The organism is Oculatella sp. FACHB-28 (assembly GCF_014696015.1).
In the GTDB taxonomy this organism is placed as follows: domain Bacteria; phylum Cyanobacteriota; class Cyanobacteriia; order Elainellales; family Elainellaceae; genus JAAUTN01.
This window is the reverse complement of sequence record NZ_JACJPJ010000082.1, coordinates 129,916-151,888: the sequence shown is the minus strand read 5'-3', so window position 1 is coordinate 151,888 and position 21,973 is coordinate 129,916. Positions and strand designations below refer to the sequence as shown.

At 50.6% G+C, this 21,973-nt stretch carries 20 protein-coding genes and 2 pseudogenes; 6 read left to right on the top strand and 16 right to left on the bottom strand.

Going from position 1 to position 21,973, the window contains the following annotated elements; genetic code table 11:
- Window positions 1–105: pseudogene (locus H6F88_RS20185) on the top strand (IS1 family transposase); the annotation flags it as partial.
- Between the two features lie 11 nt (window positions 106–116).
- On the opposite strand, the gene H6F88_RS20180 reads toward H6F88_RS20185, so the two are convergent.
- The 7 genes from H6F88_RS20180 to H6F88_RS20150 all read right to left on the bottom strand — a co-directional run bounded on the left by H6F88_RS20180 (window position 117) and on the right by H6F88_RS20150 (window position 3,665).
- The gene (locus H6F88_RS20180) at window positions 117–464 is read right to left on the bottom strand and encodes a PAP/fibrillin family protein (RefSeq protein WP_190644513.1); all 348 of its coding nucleotides are present in this window, start codon (window positions 462–464) and stop codon (window positions 117–119) included.
- Window positions 465–519: 55 nt separating this feature from the next.
- The gene (locus tag H6F88_RS20175) at window positions 520–882 is read right to left on the bottom strand and encodes a hypothetical protein (RefSeq protein WP_242050620.1); all 363 of its coding nucleotides are present in this window, start codon (window positions 880–882) and stop codon (window positions 520–522) included.
- A gap of 162 nt (window positions 883–1,044) precedes the next feature.
- A complete protein-coding gene (locus tag H6F88_RS20170) occupies window positions 1,045–1,443 on the bottom strand; it encodes a RidA family protein (protein WP_190644512.1) in 399 nt (132 codons plus the stop codon).
- 108 nt (window positions 1,444–1,551) lie between these two features.
- On the bottom strand, window positions 1,552–1,803 hold the full coding sequence (locus H6F88_RS20165; protein ID WP_242050619.1) for a helix-turn-helix transcriptional regulator: 252 nt from the start codon (window positions 1,801–1,803) through the stop codon (window positions 1,552–1,554).
- 39 nt (window positions 1,804–1,842) lie between these two features.
- Entirely contained in the window at window positions 1,843–2,208 is a 366-nt protein-coding gene (locus tag H6F88_RS20160; RefSeq protein WP_190644511.1) for a nuclear transport factor 2 family protein, read from the bottom strand.
- A gap of 177 nt (window positions 2,209–2,385) precedes the next feature.
- Entirely contained in the window at window positions 2,386–2,871 is a 486-nt protein-coding gene (locus H6F88_RS20155; protein ID WP_199333711.1) for an SDR family NAD(P)-dependent oxidoreductase, read from the bottom strand.
- Entirely contained in the window at window positions 2,868–3,665 is a 798-nt protein-coding gene (locus H6F88_RS20150; RefSeq protein ID WP_199333720.1) for an alpha/beta hydrolase, read from the bottom strand. The genes H6F88_RS20155 and H6F88_RS20150 overlap by 4 nt, the downstream gene beginning before the upstream one ends.
- On the opposite strand from H6F88_RS20150, the gene H6F88_RS32765 reads away from it, so the two are divergent.
- On the top strand, window positions 3,620–3,760 hold the full coding sequence (locus tag H6F88_RS32765) for a hypothetical protein (RefSeq protein ID WP_199333710.1): 141 nt from the start codon (window positions 3,620–3,622) through the stop codon (window positions 3,758–3,760). The genes H6F88_RS20150 and H6F88_RS32765 overlap by 46 nt on opposite strands.
- A 102-nt stretch (window positions 3,761–3,862) precedes the next feature.
- Here H6F88_RS32765 and H6F88_RS20145 read toward each other — a convergent pair.
- The 4 genes and pseudogenes from H6F88_RS20145 to H6F88_RS20130 form a co-directional block, all read right to left on the bottom strand.
- A pseudogene (locus H6F88_RS20145) lies at window positions 3,863–3,997 on the bottom strand (cupin domain-containing protein); the annotation flags it as partial.
- A gap of 284 nt (window positions 3,998–4,281) precedes the next feature.
- Window positions 4,282–5,217: an MBL fold metallo-hydrolase gene (locus H6F88_RS20140; RefSeq protein ID WP_199333709.1), complete on the bottom strand. Its 936-nt coding sequence runs from the start codon at window positions 5,215–5,217 to the stop codon at window positions 4,282–4,284.
- A gap of 946 nt (window positions 5,218–6,163) precedes the next feature.
- A complete protein-coding gene (locus H6F88_RS20135) occupies window positions 6,164–6,988 on the bottom strand; it encodes a PIN domain-containing protein (protein WP_190644509.1) in 825 nt (274 codons plus the stop codon).
- Between the two features lie 2 nt (window positions 6,989–6,990).
- The gene (locus H6F88_RS20130) at window positions 6,991–8,508 is read right to left on the bottom strand and encodes a site-2 protease family protein (protein WP_190644508.1); all 1,518 of its coding nucleotides are present in this window, start codon (window positions 8,506–8,508) and stop codon (window positions 6,991–6,993) included.
- Between H6F88_RS20130 and H6F88_RS34110 the strand changes: the two genes are divergently transcribed.
- The 3 genes from H6F88_RS34110 (at window position 8,501) to H6F88_RS20120 (ending at window position 12,179) form a co-directional block, all read left to right on the top strand.
- Complete coding sequence (locus H6F88_RS34110; protein WP_277881925.1) at window positions 8,501–8,632, top strand: hypothetical protein; 132 nt, start codon at window positions 8,501–8,503, stop codon at window positions 8,630–8,632. The two genes, H6F88_RS20130 and H6F88_RS34110, sit on opposite strands and share 8 nt — an antisense overlap.
- A gap of 406 nt (window positions 8,633–9,038) precedes the next feature.
- On the top strand, window positions 9,039–11,114 hold the full coding sequence (locus tag H6F88_RS20125; RefSeq protein ID WP_190644507.1) for an NACHT domain-containing protein: 2,076 nt from the start codon (window positions 9,039–9,041) through the stop codon (window positions 11,112–11,114).
- Window positions 11,115–11,870: 756 nt separating this feature from the next.
- Window positions 11,871–12,179 carry a hypothetical protein gene (locus H6F88_RS20120; protein WP_190644506.1) on the top strand — a complete coding sequence of 103 codons (309 nt, stop codon included), beginning with the start codon at window positions 11,871–11,873 and terminating at the stop codon, window positions 12,177–12,179.
- On the opposite strand, the gene murQ is transcribed toward H6F88_RS20120, so the two are convergent.
- Together murQ and H6F88_RS20110 are read right to left on the bottom strand one after the other, a co-directional pair.
- Window positions 12,176–13,111 (bottom strand): N-acetylmuramic acid 6-phosphate etherase, encoded by a 936-nt coding sequence (gene murQ / locus H6F88_RS20115; RefSeq protein WP_190644505.1) that lies wholly within the window; start codon window positions 13,109–13,111, stop codon window positions 12,176–12,178. The two genes, H6F88_RS20120 and murQ, sit on opposite strands and share 4 nt — an antisense overlap.
- A gap of 3 nt (window positions 13,112–13,114) precedes the next feature.
- On the bottom strand, window positions 13,115–13,513 hold the full coding sequence (locus tag H6F88_RS20110; RefSeq protein ID WP_190644504.1) for a DUF3110 domain-containing protein: 399 nt from the start codon (window positions 13,511–13,513) through the stop codon (window positions 13,115–13,117).
- An 847-nt stretch (window positions 13,514–14,360) separates the two neighbouring features.
- On the opposite strand from H6F88_RS20110, the gene H6F88_RS20105 reads away from it, so the two are divergent.
- Window positions 14,361–19,259 (top strand): translocation/assembly module TamB domain-containing protein, encoded by a 4,899-nt coding sequence (locus tag H6F88_RS20105; RefSeq protein WP_190644503.1) that lies wholly within the window; start codon window positions 14,361–14,363, stop codon window positions 19,257–19,259.
- A 150-nt stretch (window positions 19,260–19,409) separates the two neighbouring features.
- Here the strand turns inward: H6F88_RS20105 and H6F88_RS20100 are convergent, their stop codons facing one another.
- From H6F88_RS20100 to H6F88_RS20090, 3 genes are read right to left on the bottom strand one after another with little or no spacing between them, the layout of a single operon-like run.
- Window positions 19,410–20,450 (bottom strand): aldo/keto reductase, encoded by a 1,041-nt coding sequence (locus H6F88_RS20100; protein ID WP_190644502.1) that lies wholly within the window; start codon window positions 20,448–20,450, stop codon window positions 19,410–19,412.
- A 15-nt stretch (window positions 20,451–20,465) separates the two neighbouring features.
- Window positions 20,466–21,002 carry a nuclear transport factor 2 family protein gene (locus H6F88_RS20095; protein ID WP_190644501.1) on the bottom strand — a complete coding sequence of 179 codons (537 nt, stop codon included), beginning with the start codon at window positions 21,000–21,002 and terminating at the stop codon, window positions 20,466–20,468.
- 18 nt (window positions 21,003–21,020) lie between these two features.
- Entirely contained in the window at window positions 21,021–21,917 is an 897-nt protein-coding gene (locus tag H6F88_RS20090; protein ID WP_242050618.1) for a glucose 1-dehydrogenase, read from the bottom strand.
- Window positions 21,918–21,973: the final 56 nt, after the last annotated feature.

Here is a 21,973-nt window from a genome sequence, read left to right as displayed (position 1 = left end):
CACCGTAAAACCTTGTGCTACTCCAAATCCCTTGAGATGTTGAAATGTTCACTCCGTTTGCTGCTTCACTATTTGAAGTATCGAGCTATTCCTCTACCTACTTAACCATTACGGTTTCAGCAACGCCATAGCAGCAATTCCAACTCTGCGCCATTGGTAGCAGAGAGTGTTGCTTCACCCGCTGCGCTCAACGTCTGCCAAATTGCATTAATAGTGATGCCACCCATTAGTCTGCGAGTGACCACTGTGCCGTTAGAGGCATAGAGCAGTTTCCAATCGCCCAGAAGCAGCGATCGATTCTCAGGAGCGAGGGGTAACGGTGTGGGATTCAGAGTTTCTAGCTGCTGCACGATCGCATCCAGTTCACTTTTTTCGGTTGGCAGCAGCGCCTGTTGTCCTAAAGTGGTTGTCCGATCCAGTAAGTCTTGTTTTAGGATTTGTCGTGTTTCAGTGTTTAAACTCATGAATGAGGAGTCCGTCTCTGCTTGATCGCTAGAACAGTTTGTAATCTAGTATCCCTTAAACCGGTATTGTCTCCAGCTGCTCAGGAGTTGTATTGAGGTAAGCTAAGAGATACAACTGCTGCCGGATCGGTAAACTGGCAATGCCATCAACGACAAAATTGTGTTCAGTTTGAAATCGTTGAATTGCCACGATCGTGAGCGTATTGTAGAAGGGATAATTATCAAGAATATGTGTCCCGAAAACCTGGTTTAACTGGATATGAATCATACTCATCTTGCGCTCTGCGGTTGCCATCGTTTGTGAACTTGCAATGCCATCCGAGACGAGATGAAAATAGGTAACTTCATAACCATTTATTCCGGGCATTTGAATATCGAGAAAAATCAAATCGGGAACCAATCCTTGAACGCCGATCAATGCTGTTGACCCGTTATTAACGCAACGCACTTCATATCCTTGCTCATCAGCATGGCAGAGAGCAATCGAAGACTATCTAACGCATTATCAACGATCAGAATATCTCCCTTGACAGGTTGAGTACACACATCAGCTCAACAGCTATGAACAGTTGAACATTGGTTATTGAAGTGCTGCTGTTGCCTCAATCTCAACCAACATCTCTGGAGAGGCAAGTGAGGAAACACCGATACCAGTAACAGCGGGGCGTGATTCTGCCAGAAATTGCGCGACGATGGGTGCGATAGTTCCCATAAGGTTTCCAAGCTCACCCCGAATATAGATGCGAAGGCTAAGCAAATTCTCGACAGAGCTTCCTGCTGCGTCCAGGACGACCGTTAGGTTATTGAGCACGTTTGAGAGTTGCCCCTCGACGGTATGGCATGAAACTTGGTAGTCCGCGTCCCAGTCAACCTGACCAGAAATGTAAACGATACCCGATGCGGTATCAACAACAGCATGGGACATTCCATGTGGTTTTCCATCATAGAGTTGTGGTGGATTAACAAGTTGTTTTCTCATTGTGTCTAAGTTCTTTTTCTACTGATCTGGAGTGTAACCAGTTCTAATGCTCGGTTTCTTTCAGATTCTTACAACGGTTTATTAGATTTTTATGGTGTTAGCATCGTGTTAGCGAACTTGCTTGGGTGTCATTCCAGTGATTCGCTTAAACTGTTGTGTTAAGTGGTTTTGGCTGGAAAAGCCGACTTGTAAGGCAATGTCTGCGATCGCCAAATTTGTTCTCTTCAACATCAATTTCGCCTTCTCTACTCGCTGCTGAATCACGTACTGATGGGGCGAAATTCCCATTGCCTGTTTGAATAAACTTGCGAAATAAGTGGGGCTAATATTGATTACGCCTGCAACCTCAGCCAGTGACAAATCTCAATCGAGGTGAGTTTGGATATAATCGATCGTGAACTACGGAAGCGAACAGATCTCCATGCTTTGAATCAGTCCATGCTCAATGGTGAAACGATGTCCCACATGCTCATCGGCAAGGATCGTTCCAGCCAAGTCGCGTACAATCTGATGCACCTCAACTACAATACGTCCGGCATCCTCCGGTTGGAAGATCGTCGGCTCCACATGCGGGTCGATCTCGCTCCATTGCTCCGTCCAATAAGCGCGGACTTCCTCCGATCCACGAACAAATCCACCCTTGAACGCTCTCGGCCAAGCCACGTCGGGAGTCATAAGGGCAAGGGCAGCATCGATGTCTCGCGCGTTGAAGGCGGCGTAAGCTGCGTGCAGCAGCTCAATTTCTGGTACAGGTTGATTTGACATAAAGTAGATGGTTGAAGACGAGAAACAGTGTCTAACTATCGTAGATCAGGTGCTATCTCCCTGAAGTGTAATGAGTTTCAACGCTCTACTTCTTTCAGATTCTTACAGTGATTTGTCGATTTTTATAGTGTTAGCGAATCTGTTTCGATATCATTCCAATAAATTGCTTAAAAAGTACTAGACAGTGATTCCGCCATCAACGCTCAACCTAGAATAAGGACGAATCCCCAGAAAAGAAGCTGTGTTAACGATCGCACCGCCGCCAGATTTGAGTGTGACTTCTGTCATGGGAGCAGATTCGGGAAAAACACCCGCGTTGTTGAAGCCAATGTCTGACCTGCCGAACGATTCCAGGTTTTTTGCTACCATTGCGCCAACATCAGCTTCGATTGAGACATCCGCTTGGACGAAAAGTCCTTTACCACCCGCTTGCTCAATTAGCGCAATGGATTCTGCGCCCTCACCTTCTCGTCGTCCAACAACGCTGGCTCCTTCTTGAGCAAAGGCAAGAGCAGTGGCGCGTCCAATACCAGAGATGCCGCCGGTAACAAGAACTACTTTGCCGATAAATGCTTTCATCAGGCTACACAAATGAATTGTTATGGCGATCGTGTAAATGAGAAAGTGAATCTGTAATGAGTCATGGCTAATGTGCTTTCTCAAGATGCAGAGTGAACCAGAAATTTAATGAGCAATTGATTGACCTCTGTCGGTCGTTCTTGCTGAATCCAATGTCCCGCATTGGGCAGCAATACCTGTTTTCTCAAGTTCGGCATTGTTGTTTCTAGCTGGTTGATCAGATCTTGATTCATCATCACGGCTGCATCAAACTCTCCCCCAATAAACAAAGCAGGTTGTTGCAGCTTTGCGCCACTCAGAAAGGACGTGAGTTCCCAATCTCTATCCAGGTTGCGATAGCGAGCCAGCCCACCTCGAAATCCGGTTCGCTCAAACTCTTGGGTGAGAAAATCAAGGTCCTGCTCACTCAACCAGCTTGGTAGCTGCTCCGGTTCAGCCATACTGTCCAAAGATGTTTCTGATTTGTCGAATAGAAACCGCCACCGTTTTTCAGCAGGTGCATTCCCAGAAGCGGAATAGAGCATCCTGCGAAGCGATCGACGAACGTTATCTTCTAGTTCCGCCTCTACTTTGCCCAGTTCCTGAAAATACAACACATAGAGCTGTTGTTCACCCGCCATCCGTTTTAGTATTTCTGTCGGAGGGCTACTGTCCCAGGTTCTGGCACGATAAGGAACACTCAACAGGGCGATCGCCTTGAACAAATCTGGGCGCAATAATGCACAATGCCAAGCCAAAGGGGCACCTTGATCATGCCCGACAATCATCGCTTGTTCGTGATCCAGTGCATGAACAAGCCCAACGATATCGCTCGTAAGCTGAAGAATGTTGTATGCCTCAACAGACTTTGGTTGATCGGTTTGTCCGTAACCCCGCAGATCTGGCGCAACAACGTGAAATCCAGCTTCTGCAATTGCACCAATTTGATGCCGCTAAGTGTACCAGCACTCCGGAAACCCGTGACACAGGATGACAAGATCGCCTCGACCTTGTTCAGCAATATGCATTTTGATGCCATTTGTCTCGATGAAGCGATGATTTATGGCTTGCATCATTTTCCTCCTAAGTCATCCAGTTAACCTGAAACAGGTAAAGCTTTTCCCTGCAACACCGCTAAATCTTCCGCATCCAGTCCTGTTGGGGTACCGCTGTAAATCAGCTCAGCAAACTCTTCATTAGGCACCATCACTGTCAAAGTATACAGACGGTTTTTCCTATGTTCCCAATGATATGAGTGCCGCGCAACGAGATGGGTAGCGATTCGGTATCTTCGAACAGAGTCTCTGGCTCAGACTACTGAAAAATCAGACTTTGTCATTAACTAAATAGCGATCGCCCCCATTAGAATCAGGGCTAATAGAGGCAGTCAGTGCCCCTCCGCTAGAGAAGGCTTGATAACAGTGGCGCGATCGCGTGCGGCAATTCTCACGGTGTTAGAACGTAAGGTATAGATCCCTGGTTGCGGAGGAACAGTAATTTCTGTAATCAAAGGCGTTAATCGCGCCAGCGATAATCCATAGGCACCCAGGCATAACCCTGATCTTCTGCGCGGATGTGCCCCACGCCTGGAAAGGGCAAATGTGCCGTAGCGACTAGACGGCGTGATTCTGCTAAACGGCTAAACTGTCTAGCTCGTTGCTCTGCTGCGGCATTAGCATCGACATCGTAGGCAACAGTAATTTCAGGATTTGGAAATTGGATCGAACCGAAATGAAGAATATCGCCACAAAACTCAATGCTCTCGCCCCTACTTTCCACGACATAAAAGCTGTGTCCGGGGGTGTGTCCGGGGGTTGGCAACGCAGTGATGCCCGGTAAGATAGTTGTCTCGCCAGAAAACATTTCCAGCTTGCCTGCATCAAGGTAGGGTTTTACCGTTGTGACGGCTTCATCAAAATATCTGCGATCGAGATGCGATCGCTCTGCATTCACGGGATCGAGCCATAAATCAACATCAGGCTTGCCCACATAAACAGTGGCAGTTGGAAACATGAGTTGCCCGTTTTCGACCAAACCGCCACTGTGATCGGAATGAATATGAGTCAGAAGAATCATGTCGATCTCATCGGGTGTGTAGCCTGCTGCCTCTAGCGACAGTTGCAGTTTGCCACCTTGCCCGCCAAACAATTGTCCAACCCCTGTATCTATCAATACCTGCTTATCTCCGGTATCAATTAGAAACGTATTAATTGAGGCTTCAACAGGGTTTGTCAGGAAGTTGCGATGGAGGAGCTGCTCAACCTCTGCCGAGTTTGCGTTTGTTAGCACCTGATTGAGATCTTGCGATACTGTACCATCGCTCAGTGCTGTAATCGTGAATTCTCCTAACCTAAATGAGTAAACGCCGGGTACTTGAGTTTTTGCAGTTTCACCTGTAGCACTTCCTGAGGAAATGGATGAAGTTGCAATAATCAGTGCTACGGTTATCACAGCGAAAATCGCTCTAAAGAGCATGATAAATGTACTCCAGAATCTTTAACAAGAATTGTGGAAAAGGCAGCTACAGTGGTTCTGAAGTCGCTTCTACGTCCTATTTACCTGATAGTGTAATGAGTTCCAATACTCAACTTCTTTCAGGTTCTTACAACGCTTTATCAGATTCTTATGGTGTTAGCCTGAACGTTCACCTTGCCCTTGAACTTTTCGGAGTGGTTGCTTCGCAGTTGCGCTTCGCGCTAAACGCCGCAATCCTGTCAACCGACTGCAAGCGATCGACAAGGGGATGAATGAACTGGGGCAATTGCTGATTTATGTTGCTCCGTCCCATCGCCTGTTCTAAACAATTGGGCGAACTGAAGCAGCAAAACTCACAGCTCCAGCTCACCCGCGACAGATTGCCAATCTGGAACTGATTTTAACTGAATTTGCTGGGCGACGAAATGAATGGCTCCTTTGGGCGCGGTCGCTACTCCCTGTCAAGTCGGCTCTACTGGAGTCTGCTCAACTAGATTCAACTAGCGATCGCTCTCCCTAACAAAGCAATCTGCTCTCAATAGAATTTCTACTCATAGGATTACTTTATGAACGATAGGCGAACGCGGCGTTGAGGGCAGCACTGCTCTGACAAAATGACACATCATCCTTCGGTTAGGTTTTCTCTAAAAATTGATGGCTTAAAAAACCTTAAGACCTTATCCTGCAAAATTTTGAGCCGAAGAGCGGTTATGACCTTCCTTCCTTCAGTTTTGGCACTTATTCCTTCGCTCTACAAATGCCATGATCCGAGACAACAAAACCTGGCCATCTCCGGCTCAGCCCGCTGCATCACCAACTTACGACAAGATAACGGGTCGCTAAACCCGTCATCTTGCCATGAACGTCTACAGATTAGAACTTTTTCCTGCTTTCCTCTTGACTCCCAAGACAATCGCTACTTCTAGCTGAATGTTCCTGTAGTTTGCTCTGAGGAATTGGAGGAAGGAATAATCTGCTGTGGGTTAAATTCTTTGCCTAAAAATAGTGTCCAAACAATCCAAGCGACAACTGCCAGTGCTCCCAGGGTAAACCCGATCGCAATCAGTTGAGACACCAGACCTGAGATCCCTAAAGAGGGGCGCATTAGAGCTCTTTTGGGCGTGATGCTGGTGTTGTGGGTAGGCGAAGCTGCTGGAATGGAAGTCTTTTTAATTCCAGTTGTGGCAGTTTTGGAGCTAGTAACAGGTTTAGTGGAGCCAACAGCTGTCTTGGTACCCACCTTTGCCCGTAGCTGCTGGATTTTTTGAATGACGGCGATCGGTCGCTGTCCGCTACGGCTCCACTGGATCAGCCCTGAGCCAGGAATGGCACAAAGATTATCAACCTGCATGTCATAGACTTTTTGCTGCAACTCGCGATCGCTTGCAACCAGCACAATCAGATTTTGCGGAAACTCTTGCGCCAGCCCATACGCACACTTTGCAACGGCCAGAGACACCCTGGCCCGTTTTGTTAAAGCATGGGACGTATTCGTTTTGAGTGCCGCGTGATGCCCCACTACATCTGTAATCTTCCAGCCGCTATGGGGATAAAAGCGGTTAAATTCCCGTGAAATTCTCTCTAGATCAGGATCAGGAGAGCGATCAAACAAAAGTCGCATTTCCTCATAAATTACTTGAGGAATACAACAAGTCCCTACCCGCGAAAACTCTATCCACTCCCGTGGAGTAGCCGACGAAAGCGTACTAATATCCAAGACCAGCATAACAGGAGGAATCGCTGCCATTCCTAACCTCCAATTCCGAGACGACCCGCCAGACTGGGGGTGATAGGGAGTAAAGTCGCTGCCATTAAAAACAGAACTAGTAATCCTAAAGCTGCCCTCGCATCATCTGGCTCAGAAAGTTCATTGAGACTGGGACGCTCCAGGTCGCGTTGTAGAAATAGAAGTACAACCGCCCAATAGAGCGCTAACGGATTAACCAAAGATGCCAAACCCAGTACAATCAAAGTCGCGATTGTAGTGCGTCTGGCAACTTTACGACCATAGATAGAAAGAACAATCCTTCCACCGTCCAACTGTCCAGCAGGCATCAGGTTGATAGCTGTGATGACTAACCCTAGCCAGCCGATCACAGTGAGTGGATGAATGTCTACCAGGGGCTGTTGAAGAGCAGATCCTAACACAACCCGTGCCAGCGTCCCAACTAAAATCGAACCTTGAAAAAACTCTGCTGGAATTTGGAACTGACTCCCCTGATGGGATAATAATAACCCGATGATTAGCATACCGAGCGAAATTATTCCAGCGGCGGCCGGTCCGACAAAGGCTATGTCAAATAGCACGCTGCGGTTTGGCAAGTTTGACTCAAATCGGGTGAGCGCTCCAAAGGAGCCAATTTGCCAGGTGGGGATGAAATAGGGAGGGCTGATTCGTGCCTGATGGTAACGAGCGCTGATTCGCCGCCCAATTTCGTTAACTGCCAGGACTATGAGAATGCCGCTGGCAATCGGTAAAACTTCTCGAACTCGACCTAGCTCCATTGACAGGTCAAAGCCCAGCAGCAAACCAGCCGTTTCTAAACTGGTGGCGATCGTTGCTAATAGCAGAATCAATGCAATGTTCCACTGCACTAGAGTAGTTGGCTTGGGATCGTTAGTGCTGGGCAGGATGACGACGACTGGCTTGCCGTCAGGGCCTTCGACAAAGAATAGACGGTAGCGATCGCCCACTCTTTCCTTCAAAACTGCTGACAGGTGACTATAGCTCGACTCCACTTCACCACGCAGATTGCCCTTAAAGATCGCTCCATTCTGATAAGGGATCGTCTCGGTCGCAAAGAACGTATCCGAACCAAAGATCCCCTGAATGGCTTTGAGGTCATCCGCCGGAATCGCCATAGCATCTTCACGCACAGCGGCAACGGGTTCTGCCTTTTTCTCTACAGGTGCAGCATCAGCTTGATTATCGGGGTTAGCCCCTGTCGTAGCCGGATCTGCCTCACTGGAGGGTGGGGCATCTGTAACGGCAGAAAAGTTTTTTAAGGCAGCGAGATCTTGCCCCGCTTCCCTCAACCGACCTCCTAGAAAAATGTACAGCCCAATAGAAACCACAAGCAGCAGCAGCACACCCGCCAAATTCAGGTAAATTCCTGCTGCAAACAGACCAAAAAACACCAGCCAGGGAGCCATCAGCACTACGGACTGAAGCCACGCCAAAATACCCAGCTTGCCAAACGGCCTAGCTCGGTAGAAGCCCCAACCCAATACCCCTAAAGCAATTAACAGAATTAAAACAGTGACCATCGTTAAATTTTCTCTGTTCTATAAGACAGAGCCAAAGCAGGACAAGCCAATGGAGATGTCACGCTTGCCTTACCCTAAACCTAGCAAGCCACCCACCGTAGTTCAACGGATGGAGCTAGGATAAGCGATCTTGGTCAGCAGTGGAAGATTGCTGTAACCACTGTGTTAACAAAGCTTTCGGTTGGGATTAGAGGCTGAATGCTGAGGGTTGTTTTGCAGTAAACGGTTTACAAAACTTGAGATTTTGGGGCAACAGGGGTGGGGATTAGACGCATCCTACTGTTACAGCAAGCTTAAGGTGTTGGGTTACGCTCTGCTCCACCCAATCTACGGTTTTACTACAAATTCCCCCTTCTTCCCTCACAGCCGTTTTTACATGGGTCGTGTAGCAGTGTAGGTTGGGTAGAGGAACGAAACCCAACAAGTGCAAAGGTTGTGTTGGGTTCCGCTTTGCTTCACCCAACCTACAAATTCTCTATTTGCTAAGCTGTGCCTAAAAATGGCTGGTTGCTTACTCCACAGGTGCCTTCATGACAGGACTTGAACCCTTCTTGCTGGAAGCTGCCAAAGGTCTGACAGGACTGGTGATCAAAGCGGGATGGGAAATGGCAAACATCCCGATCGATAAACCTGTCAAGCAGTTAATTTTTAGAGCCTCGCAGCAATATGTTCGCAGCTACACTGAGCGACACGGCATCTTGAAGGTGCTGGGAATGCGGGAGCCAATTCCGCTGGGGTCGGTTTATGTGGCGGTGCAGTGTTTGGATAACGCGACGCTGCGCGGATATGAATCAATTGAAGGTTTAGAGCAGGCGTATCGGGAAAGCAAGCGGCGACAGTTTGGGGTCAGGGAGCCGTCGAAGCAGCCAGGGTTAACCATCGCGAATCAGAAGCAATACCTGATGGTGCTGGGTGGGCCAGGAATGGGGAAATCAACTTTCCTGAGAAAAATGGGGCTGGAAGCCCTGAAGGGAAGGCGGAAAGAAGGATTTCATCATGCTTGTCTGCCTGTCTTTGTGGAACTGAAGCTGTTTCGGGCTGGGGAGATCGATATTCAGAGTGCGATCGCCCACGAGTTCGCCACCTGCGGCTTCCCCGACCATGAGCGGTTTACCAACACGATGCTAGAGCAGGGCAGACTGCTGATTTTGCTAGATGGGCTGGATGAAGTGCCCACCGATCGCATGAGCGATGCGATTACCAAGATTCAGGACTTTGTAGACCTTCATGACAAAAACCGTTTCATTGCGTCGTGTCGGGTTGCAGCTTATCGTCACAACTTTCGGCGGTTTACAGATGTGGCGATCGCAGACTTTGATGATGACCAGATTCAAGCTTTTATCGCCAACTGGTTTCACAGTCAGCCAAAGCTAGGGCAGGAATGCTGGGAGAAGTTAACCAGTGCTGAGTATGCCGCCGCAAAGGAGCTAACACATACGCCGCTGCTGCTGACTCTAGCCTGTCTGCTGTATCAACGGGCAGGACAGTTTCCAACGAATCGCGCCACTCTCTATGAACGAGCGCTGCGGGTGCTGCTAGAGGAATGGGCGGCTGAGAAGGAACTGCCGCGAGACAGTTTTTACAAAGGGTTAGACACTAAGCGCAAGGAGTTGATGCTGTCGGAGATCGCTTACGAAGCGTTTAAGGAAGACCGTTTGTTTCTCTCGAAGCGGGAAGTGGTGGAGCAGATTGAGCGATCGCTCAAGGACATGTTGCCGGATGAGAAGTTTATTGATGGGGCAGCGGTACTCAGGTCAATTGAGGTTCAGCATGGGGTGCTGGTAGAGCGAGCAGAGGGAATTTACTCGTTTTCGCATCTGACACTTCAGGAGTTTTTGACGGCTCAACATATTGTGGAAGACCATCGCCAGGTTGAACAACTGGTGGTCGATTATTTGAGTGATGAGCGCTGGCGAGAAGTATTTCTGCTGCTAGCTGGATTGAAAAAAGCAGATGACTTACTGGTGAAAATGCAGCAACAGGCTCAAACTTACCTCACCCCGAAGCTGCAAGAGTTACTGCGTTGGGCTGACTGGATAACAACTGGTTCAGAAGGAAATTATGACCCTGTTGCTAAACGTGCTGCTGCAATTTATTTCACTCGCGCCCGCGCCCGCGCCCGCGCCCGCGCCCTCGGACTCGCCCGCGCCCTCAACCTCGACCGCGCCTTCGCCCTCGCCCTCAACCTCGACCGCGCCCTCGCCCTCGACCTTGACCACGACCTCAACCTCGACCGCGACCTCAACCTCGACCTCAACCTCGACCGTACCCTCGACCTCGACCTCGCCCGCGCCCTCAACCTCGCCAAAATCTTCAAGAATGTGAACTTTAAAAGCTTAGTCGCTAAATTAGAGGTTTTGAGAGCGCGGTTCTCAAACCGAAAGCTGTCCGGAGAAGAAGCCCTTAACTTGGCTAAAGACATTCAGAAGCTCTGGTTCGATGCTCTACATCTCAATCCAGAGCTAGTCAATTTGTCCGAAGCAGAGGTAGAGACACTCACCACCTACCTGAATGCTAATCTTCTCCTGGTGGAGTGCAGGCAGTCTGCCGTTCGGGTATCTACGGCAGTATGGGAGGCGATTGAGGCGCAGATGCTACGAGCTTAAAGGTAGGACGAGCAGGCATTGCTGATTTGATGCATGGATCTTGTAGGGGCGTTTCGCGAAACGCCCCTACAGTTGGAATGAATACTTGGTGAGTGATATCTACGTTCAGCAATGCCACAAGTGAGTTTGAGGACTTGGGCTTTAGAATGCAAGTGCTGTACCTAGAAGAACGATCGCCCCTATCGCCCCTATGGATGCCTTACCGTCGCTCTCTCTGCTAACTGCTCTAGCGGTTTCTGTTGCTTTGACTGGAATTGTTTTTATGGTGCTGGTGTTGCGCGATCGCTCCTCAAGCTAGTTTTACTGGGGCGATCGGAGGTAGGGGCGAAGCGTTTGGACACAGAGCTTGCAGCTCGATCACAATTTCCCTGCCGAACGCTTCGCCCGTACACAAGGACAATGCCTCGTTACGAAGTCGATTCTGTATTAACGTGAGTTCGGGATAAGAAATCGTCAGAACCCCTGATTTTTCGTACCTCATTTCGTTGCAGTGAATCAAGCTATTGTCAGCAAGGTCCACAGATGCAATTTTTCTCAATAAACAACCTTATTGAGAAGAGCCTACAGCAATACCCTTTGCCTAAAGCCTTTTATACCAAACCTTGCAGCGTTTAGCTTAACCCGAACTCACGTTGTATTACAGGGTTGTTAAGTCTTTGCCATTCCGCGCGGAAGGTTTAGTCTGTACGTTGCATCACCCGCTATCGACGGGCATTGATTCAGGAGCAGTGCAAAATCATTCAGGAGCAGTGCGGAATGATTCAGGAGCTATACAAAACTACTCAGGAGCTATACAAAACTACTCAGGAGCAGTGCGGAATGATTCAGGAGCAATGCAAAACTACTCAGGAGCAGTGCAAAACTACTCAGGAGCAGTGCAAAACTACTCAGGAGCAGTGCGGAATGATTCAGGAGCTATACAAAACTACTCAGGAGCAGGATTTTCTAGAAGGGCGTAGCATTCGGGCAAAAATTTGGGGCGATCGCAAAGGTTATCTGCCGAATGCTGCGCCCCTACGTTGTTTCCTGAACCTCCAGAATCCCGTTAAAGAAGGCGTGACCTAGACCGCCTTACTCTGCAATGCCTGACGCAAGTTCCCCTGATGGTCTGCCAACAGCCGATCGCCCTCTTCCGCACTCACCCCTGCCCAATGCATCAGTAGGGCTAGCTTGACGCGGCGATCGCTCTTCTCTAGCAGGACGGCGGCGGCTTCGCGGTTCAAACCGGTCAGGTCTTGGATCATTCGCATCGCTCGGTCGTGCAGCTTGCGATTGGTGACAGCGACATCAACCATGCGATTGCCGTAGACTTTGCCCAGCTTCACCATAACTCCGGTTGAGAGGGTATTGAGGGCGAGTTTGGTGACAGTTCCAGCTTTGAGTCGAGTGGAGCCAGCCAAAATTTCAGCGCCGACCAGCAGGCGAATGTCGATGTCTACCCCAGCGCTGACCTGCTCAGCGGGCACACAGGCGATGAAGATGGTGGTGGCTCCGCGCTGACGGGCGGCTTGCAGTGCGCCATGCACGTAAGGGGTGGTGCCGCCAGCGGTGATGCCGACAACGACATCCAGGTCGTGAATTTGGTGATGGGCGATCGCCGCTGCGCCATCTTCTGCAAGATCCTCTAGCCCTTCGGAACTGCGAACGAGTGCCCCTGCACCACCTGCAATAATCCCCTGCACTAGCTCTGGCGGGGTGCAAAAAGTAGGAGGGCACTCTGCGGCATCCAACACGCCCAGTCGACCGCTGGTGCCTGCACCGATGTAAAACAGCCTTCCACCCTGACGTAATGCTTCAGCGGTGTGGTCGATGGCAGCCGCCAGGGGTTCACGGGCAGCGGCGATCGCCTCAATCACCTGGGCATCTTCCCGGTTAAACAGATCGACTAGCTCCAGGCTGCTAAGCTGGTCAAGATTTTGGCTATTAGGGTTGCTTTGCTCGGTCAGCAAGTGCCCCCGCTCGTGGGTCGGTTCAATGTCCGGCACAGATTCCTGCATGAACTACAGCAGTCCTTCTAGCTGACGGCGAATTCGGTCTAGTTCAGAATTGGAGAATTCTGGCTTCTCAGAGGCGCTCGTTCCCGGCTCAGAGAATTCGGGAGGGTCCGCCTCAGGTCGCCAGTCGGGGCTGTCTACATTGGTTTCGGGGGGAACGGCGAGCGAGCCGTCGGGCACCAGTTTAGATTCGTACCCGGCGCTCTGGCAAAACTCTTCGACTTCTTCAGCCTCTAGACCTTCCACATCGGGACTGCCAAAGTCCTGCGCCTCTAGCATCATGGCGTAGCGGGTGGCATCGTCCTCCGTCTCAAACATGAGAACGACATTGCGATCGCCAATCTTTAGCGTGTGGATGCCTTCGTTTTCTGTTCCGGCGTTGTAAAGTAACACAAAAACTTGCATAGATCTTTAAGCTTGGTTAGAACTAACTGAATTTGAAACTTCTGAGCCAAGATTTCATTCGTTTATCTATGTTCGTCCATCAAGTGGGGATCAGTTGTTTCTGGTTTAGAAACGTAGCAAATTAGGACTTGCAGACCTGTTAAGATACACGTCTCAACGTCTAAGATGCCTGTCTCAATGTTCGTACTGCTGGCTTAATCTACCGTAAATCGTGACTGATTGAGCGATCGCTCCTCAAATTAGATTCAGAAATTTGTAGGTTGGGTAGAGTTTTGCAAAACCCAACATCCCTGGAACCTTGGGTTTCATTCTTCAACCCAGCCTACGCAGGTTCTTCAGCCCGCAATTCTGAGATTCAGAAAAACAACTTCTCTTCCCCAAAATGCAACTTAATTTGGCGATACCTATATAGATCCACTCGTTTAAGGAACGTTTAAGAAGTCCAACCTTGAGCTCAAGAATACGTAGGGGTCATAGACATTCGGGCAAGGAATCCCGGCTCTCTAGGATTGACCTGCCGAATGCTACACCCTTACAGAGGATCTTGTTTACCTCTCAGCTCCTCTCAAGCCCTCTACCAAGACTGCATGACTTCAAGCAGGGATGCTTCAACTCGGTGCAGCTTCATTCCGAACGACGCAAATAACTTCCTGAAAAAGTACAACCTGATCTGTGGAAATAGTTGGCTCCTCCGTTATTCTGTCTTTGGCAGCATTCTGGTTGAGTCTGTAAAGTTCCCCTGTATTTCTCAGCACTAGGTTTTATTGCCCGTTTGCCCGTCAGCGATGCAGCCTTTTTCGCCATCAACCCTTGAGTCTTAGACACCTGGTCATCCCCCAAGAACGACATGACGAATTCGCCGAATTCAGGTCATGAACCTGAACCCACTCCACAACCCACTCCAGAACCGACTCCACCTAGAAGAAATCGTCGTTTGAGGAGGTTCTTGTTTCGCACGACCTTATTGTTCAGCAGCATTGCCGTTGTCGGTGGGGCAGTCGGGGCATGGTGGGTCTGGATTTTTATTCAAGAGCGACTGTCTCCCCTGGTCGAGCAAAATCTCACCCAGACGCTCAATCGTCCGGTCGATTTAGGAGAGGTCGAGAGCGTTTCGTTCAACGGAATTCGCTTTGGACCGTCCTCTATGCCCCCTACCGAAACTGATGCAGATCAGATTTCGGTAGAGGCAGTCGATGTTGGCTTTAGTCTGCTTCCCGTGCTGTTAGACCGCAGGCTAGGGCTAAACATTACCCTGATCCGTCCCGATGTCTATGTAGACTCTGCACCGGACGGTCGCTGGATTGGTACCCAGATTCGGACCCAGGAAGGCGAAGGGGGACTCAAAACCGAGCTAGAAACGATTCGCTGGCAAAACGCCAAGCTGGTGCTAGCGCCTGAGCCTGAAATTGTTGAACCAGAGATCGAAGAAGAAGTTGAAGCCGCCGAGGGTTCGGATAACGACGCTGCAACACGTGACACTGCCAGAGATGAGCAGGCTGCGGAAGAAGCGGTTACCACTCCAACTTTGGTAACGGTTGAGAATCTGAACGGGGTTGCCAGCTTTTATGACAACAACGATCGCATTGCCTATGAGCTAACCGGACAAATTGCCTCCGGCGGTACACTCCAGCTTGATGGTGAAACGCTGGTGCCAGATCAGGCAACCAATTTAGTGGTGCAGGGTCAGGAGCTATTAGCCACCGATGTTGGGGCGCTCTTGCCCTTGCCCTTGCGGTTTCGGGCAGGACGCCTGGGCGGCAATTTAAAAGTTCAGTTTCGGGCAGACCAACCGATTGAGCTATTTGGGGCAGCTCGATTTCGCGACGTGACAATGGAGATTCCTGGCGTTCCCAACCAATTCAGCGAAGCGGACGGGGGACTGCGGTTTGAGGGACAGCGAGTGGCGCTGGAGGACATTGAAACGCTGTATGGGCAAATTCCGGCGCGAGTCGGCGGCAGTTTGCACACTCAGGAGGGCTATGACATTACCGCTCAGGTAGAGTCAGCTAGCGCTAAGGACGTACTGGAAACCTTTGATTTAGAGTTTCCGATCGCCACTTCAGGCAATTTCAGAGCTGACCTTAACCTCGTCGGCCCGATTGACAAGCCGCAACTGAATGGCGTTGCCGTCAATCGGACGGTCGCTAGGGTTGACCGAGTTGACCTATCAGCAGTCCGTGCCGAATTTAGCGTCACACCTCAAGCACTGACCTTCACTCAAATTCAGGCGACTCCTGCCGATGGCGGCTCGGTCAGTGGCAATGGCGAAATTGCCTTTGGCGACAATGGCGGACTGGTGTTTGATTTTGAAGGCAGAGATTTGCCGGGAGATGCACTCGCTCGTTCCTATGGCGCAACTTCTTCCAACTTTACGGTTGGGACAGTTGGCGCTGATGTGCAGGTCTTTGGACCGCTAGGAGATTTTCAGGTGGTGATCGATTGGCGTGCCCCTGGTGCAACCTATCCCGGTCAGGGCGAAATTTTGTATGCGGGTGGCGGACTTCAGTTTAGAGATACCGTGCTTCAGGTAGCAGGCGGGACGGTCACGGGCACTGGCTCCGTTTCTGAGGGACGCTGGCAGGCGGCGGTGAGAGGGGCAGGCATTCGGTTAAGCCAGTTCTCTGACCAGTTGCAGGGGCTATTTAGCGGCAACTTGACGCTGTCGGGCAGCCTGGATGCACTAAATCCGGCAGGCGTTCGGGCAGAGGGTCAGGTCAACTTTTCAGAAGGACTTGGACCGCTCAATCGTCCCATCACTAGTGCGATCGCCTGGAACGGGGAACGGCTCCAGATTCGTCAGGCGACCGGTCCTGGCTTTAGCGCCAATGGCTTTATTGCTGCACGGCTCCAGGGTGCAGGTGCGCCTGCGGTTTCTAACATCGACCTGAACGTGCAGCTTCAGGACTACAACCTGGCAGCGCTGCCTGTACAAACTCCGCAAAACATCCAGGTTGCAGGACTAGCTGACTTTGCCGGACGCATCACGGGCACTCCCGCTGCGCTCAACGTGGTCGGAAGAACCGGGCTGAATAATTTCGTGCTAAATGGCGTCGCCTTTGATCCGGTGCTCTCTGGCGATGTTCGCTATGCCGGGGGGCAAGGGTTACGGCTCGACCTGAGGGGCAACCAGGATCGGATTGCAGTAGCGCTAGATGGCAACAATCGCCCAATCTCCTTCTTTGTGCAGCGCGATCAGGCGATCGCCCAGGGTAGACGGGAGGGCGATCGCCTCCTGGCAAATCTGGAAAGATTCCCGCTAGAAATTCTCAACCTCACACCAGCCGCCACTGTTGGGCTAGGAGAAGTGGGTGGCGAACTGACGGGCAATCTGGATATTAACCTGAATACTTATGCAACTGTGGGTGAAGTGGCGATCGCCCGTCCGGCTTTGGGCTATCTCAGAGCCGATTCCTTTGCCGGACGAATTCACTACGCCAATGGGGTAGCCAGCCTGACAGGTGGTGAACTGCTGCGCGGTGGCAGTCGTTACCTGATTACGGGCAATGTTGACCAGAATGCCGGTTCTCAGTTTGAGGGGCAGATTATTGCCGACCAGGGCACGGTCCAGGACATTCTCGAAACTCTGCAAATCTTTGAACTGGCGGACTTTTCCAGGGGCATCGCGCCACCCACCTATGGCAATGCCTCCGCCGTTGCACCGATTCCGATTAGCGTTCCAGATGAACCGCTGATTACCCAACTGCGCCGATTTTCAGAAATTGTGGCCCTGCGGGATCAGCAAATTGAGCAGCGGGAAGAAGCCTCAATCTTGCCTGACCTCTCAGAACTGGAAGGCACCTTTACGGCTGAGCTCAATCTTTCCGGCTCACCCCAAACAGGCGTAGCGCTGGACTTTAACCTATTGGGCGAAGGCTGGACCTGGGAAAACTACGACATCGATCGCGTCATTGTCGATGGCACCTTTGCGGAAGGCGTTCTCACCCTATTGCCCCTGCGATTAGAATCCGATGAAGCGCTGCTAGCCTTCTCAGGACAGGTCGGCGGCGAACAGCAGTCCGGTCAGTTGCGGGCTGAGAATATTCCGGTTGAGGCACTGCGCGATTTGTTTGAGGTTCCGGTTGATGTAGAGGGTGGGTTAGACGCAACTGCAACGCTGGCTGGCAGTTTGGGCAACCCTCAAGTATTGGGTGAATTTAGCCTGAATAACGGAAGTATCAACGACACGCCTGTGCAAGAAGCGCGAACGGTGTTTGGCTACAACGATGCGCGACTCAACTTTGACGGTCGAGTGGTAGTGTCAGAGCCAGAACCTTTGACGATCGCAGGCAGCATTCCCTATGCGCTGCCGTTCATGGACGTAGAATCAGACGACAAGAGCATCCGGCTAGATGTCGATGTGCGAGATGAAGGACTGGCGCTGTTGAATCTGTTTACCGACCAGGTCGCCTGGGAAGGTGGGGAAGGCTTTGTCAGCCTGGAAGTAGACGGCACCTTGAAAGAGCCGATCGCCACTGGCATTGCTGAGTTTGATGGCGCGACTTTTTCGGCTAGAGCGCTGCCTGACCCACTCACTGACGTTAGAGGCAGGGTAGAGTTTAACGGTAGCCGCATTCAGGTTGCCTCGCTTCAGGGGCAGTTGAGCAACGGTCAGGTGACGGCTCAGGGGATCATTCCTATTTTCAATCCGTTTGATACAGAACTTATACCGGGAACAACCACTCCAGCCAATCCGCTAGTGGTGACGCTTGACCAACTAGCGCTTAATTTCAAAGGACTTTATAACGGTGGCGTGGATGGTCAGGTGACGGTGAGGGGTTCGGCGATCGCCCCGGTCATTGGCGGTGAAATTCGGCTGGCAAACGGTCGCGTCTCTCTGGCAGGCAGTGGTGAAGATGCTGCCGCACCCCCTGTCGTCACAGAAGAACCTGCTGAAGAAGGCTTTACCTCCCCTCCCCGTCTAGATGACCTGCGAATTGTGCTAGGCGATCGCCTGCTCATCACCCGTGAACCGCTGCTCAACTTTGTCGCCACCGGAGAGCTAAACATCGACGGCACCCTGGATGACCTGCGGCCCGACGGCACGATTAACCTGCGAAGCGGTCAGGTCAACCTGTTTACCACTCAGTTCAACCTGGCACGAGGCTATGAGCAGACGGCAACCTTTGAACCCAGCCGAGGGCTCGACCCATTCCTGGATGTGCGACTGGTGGCTTCTGTCCCAGAAGTTACCCGAACCCCCATCACCACCACCTCCCCCTTTGTCAGCTCCGAGATTGCCGATACTAGCTCAGTTACCACCTTTGGTGCAGTAGAAACGGTACAAATTGAAGCCTCGGTTGTTGGCCCTGCCAGCCAACTGTTTGACAACCTGGAGCTAACCAGCAGCCCCTCCCGCAGTGAGAACGAAATCATTGCCCTGATCGGTGGCGGCTTTGTTGATACGCTGGGCCGAGGAGATACGACTTTGGCGATCGCCAACCTGGCTGGTTCAGCCCTGCTCACCAACGTACAAAACCTGGTTAGCGACGCGTTGGGTCTGAGTGACTTCCGCCTCTTCCCCACGACGCTTACTTCTGAGGAGAACGAATCTACCTTTGGTCTTGCTGCCGAGCTAGGAGTCAACATCACCGGCGACCTCTCTGCCTCAGTGCTGCGAATCCTCACTGCTCAAGAACCCACTCAGTTTGGTCTGCGCTATCGCCTGAGTGACGAATTCTTGCTGCGTGGCTCTACTAATTTGGATGACGACAGTCGAGTCATTTTGGAATACGAGACCCGATTCTAATACGGAATCTGTTTCGTAAAGAGACACTATCTTTGTGTAGGGGCGAAGCATTCGGCAAAAGAATTGTGCTTCAGTTGCAAGGATTGTAACCGAATGCTTCGCCCCTACCGATGTCGCTACTCCACAGACAGATTTGGTATGAAATTTAGGTTAATGACTATCTGAACCATCCAAAGCCGATTTCACCTTGGCATCCCATCCTAATGGCTGCATCCATCCTGGATAAACAGGACGAGGAGCGGTTAGCTGATCAAGTTGCTCAATCTCTGTGGTGGAGAGGGTAAGATCTGCGGCTTTCAGGTTGTCCTCAAGCTGGTGCATTTTGTTTGCGCCAACAATGATTGAGGAGATGAAAGGTTTAGTGAGAATCCAGGCGATCGCCACCTGTGCCGGGGAAGCCCCATGTTCCTGAGCAATTTGGCGAGTCACGTCCACCACGTCATAGCCCTGTTCCACATCAATCGGGGGAAGTTTAAACTCATTTAACCTTCCTCCCTCCGGGTTTGGATTGTCGCGAGTGTATTTACCGCTCAAAAAGCCACCTGCTAAGGGACTCCAGACCAACACGCCAATTCCCGCATCTTCCACAAAGGGAACCACTTCATACTCCAAATCACGTCCCAACAGTGAGTAATACATCTGAGCCACAACAAATGGAGCATAGTTGTACTGTTTCTGAATTCCTACCATCTTGGCCGCTTTCCACGATGGGAAGTTGGAGTAGCCGATATAGCGCACCTTACCCTGCCGCACCAAGTCCTCTAGAGCGCGTAAGGTTTCCTCTAAGGGGGTAATCGGGTCAGGAATGTGAAGCTGGTAGAGGTCAATATAGTCTGTGTTTAGCCGTTTTAGGCTGGCTTCGGCTGCCACCATGATGTGACGATAGGAAGAACCTGTATCAGTAATCGCGTTACCTACTCGAAAGCCCGCTTTAGTGGCAATGATTACCTCATCTCGGTGATTTGCCAGGGCTTTGCCGAGGATAACTTCAGATTGTCCATTGGTGTAAGCATCCGCCGTATCAAACAGGTTAATTCCAGCCTCCAGAACTCGTCCGATCATTTGATCTGCTGCCATCTGGTCAATATCGTTGGTCACTCCAGGCACAAGTTGACCTTCGCCAAAAGTCATTGCGCCAAAGGAAAGGCGTGAAACAACTAAACCTGTTTTTCCAAGTGTGGTGTATTGCACAAAAAAGATCCTCTACTACACTAATCGGTCTGGGATGGGCTTCAGATCATAGGTCTTCCAGAAAAATGCGTCAGCCACGTGTTGGTTTCCAGGAAAATTGATGGCTTCTGCAATGCGGCTATTTTCAATCCGGAATAGCAGCGACCATAGCTCATCAATATTTTCGCCTTGTTCCAAATTACTCCAACCGCGATGTACATCTACAACATAATTATCGTTACCCCCAAGAAAAAGCACCTCTGCTCTAAACTGTGCTTTGGCAAGCTGATCAAAAAAAGCAAGTACTTCATCTACTCCACGCTTAGTTCCAGCGAGAGGGTGATGACCTGGAATAGTCCATGTAATATCTGGAGCAAAAATTTCTCGAACTGCCGCTAAATCACTGCGCCCATAGGCTTGATAATAGCGCTGCACGATCACCACATTAGGGTGATCAGTTGATGGAGTTTGGGCAATCGCCTCTCTAGAAGAACTCTGGCTTCCCAGAAATAATGAAGCAGCAGAAACGGCTCCAAATTTCAGAAAATCTTTGCGGGTTTGTCCATTAGCCATTGTTATGTTCTGCGTAAGTTATTTTGTGAGATAACCGCCTGTTGCATCTAAATCTGTACCTGTGATGCAGCTTGCATCATCAGAACTGAGAAACATAACGCTTCTCGCAATCTCCTCAGGCATAACAATTCGCTTAATCGGATAGTCTTGTGAAACAGTTTCAAAGTCAGTATTCCATGCAGCTAGAGCACGTCGTAGCATGGGGGTATCGACTGCACCTGGAGCAATTGAATTGATGCGAATGTTTTGATCTGCATATTCTAGCGCTGCCACTTTCGTGAGTGAGAGTACAGCGTGTTTACTGGCACTGTAAGGAGCAATTGTGGCAAAGCCGACATGGCTAGAAACAGATGCATTATTGACGATCACTCCACCTCCCTGACGCACCATGTGGGGAATTTCATACTTCATAGACAGGAAAACGCCTGTAGCATTGGTCATCATGACGTCCATCCAATCAGATAGGGAGCGATCGGCAATGGTGTTGGGAGAACTTTCAATTCCAGCATTGTTGAAGGCGATGTCGATCTTTCCGTGTTGCTCCACACAGGTATCAACAAAAGATTTCACATCCTCTTCAACCCGCACGTCAGCTCGTTGATAAGTGGCATTGCCGCCGCCATCCCGGATACTTTGAGCCACCTGCTCTCCTAAGGTTTCGCGCCGACCACAAAAGTGAACGGTAGCACCTTCAGCAGCAAAGGCGCGAGCGGTGGCTTCTCCAATTCCAGATGTGGCTCCTGTAATCAGGACGACTTTACCCGCAAAGCGACCATTAGGATTCACACTTGCCTGCGGCTCTGGCGGATTTTGGGTGTTGGCTTGAGCGGTTTGAGTGGCTATCGCCGCTGCAAATCCAGCTGCCCCAATTGCTCCCGTAGTCAGGATTCGGCGACGACTAATATCTGACATCATGCTTCTACCTATCTTGCTCAAAAATCGGTAATCAGCAGGATACAGGCAATGTTCTC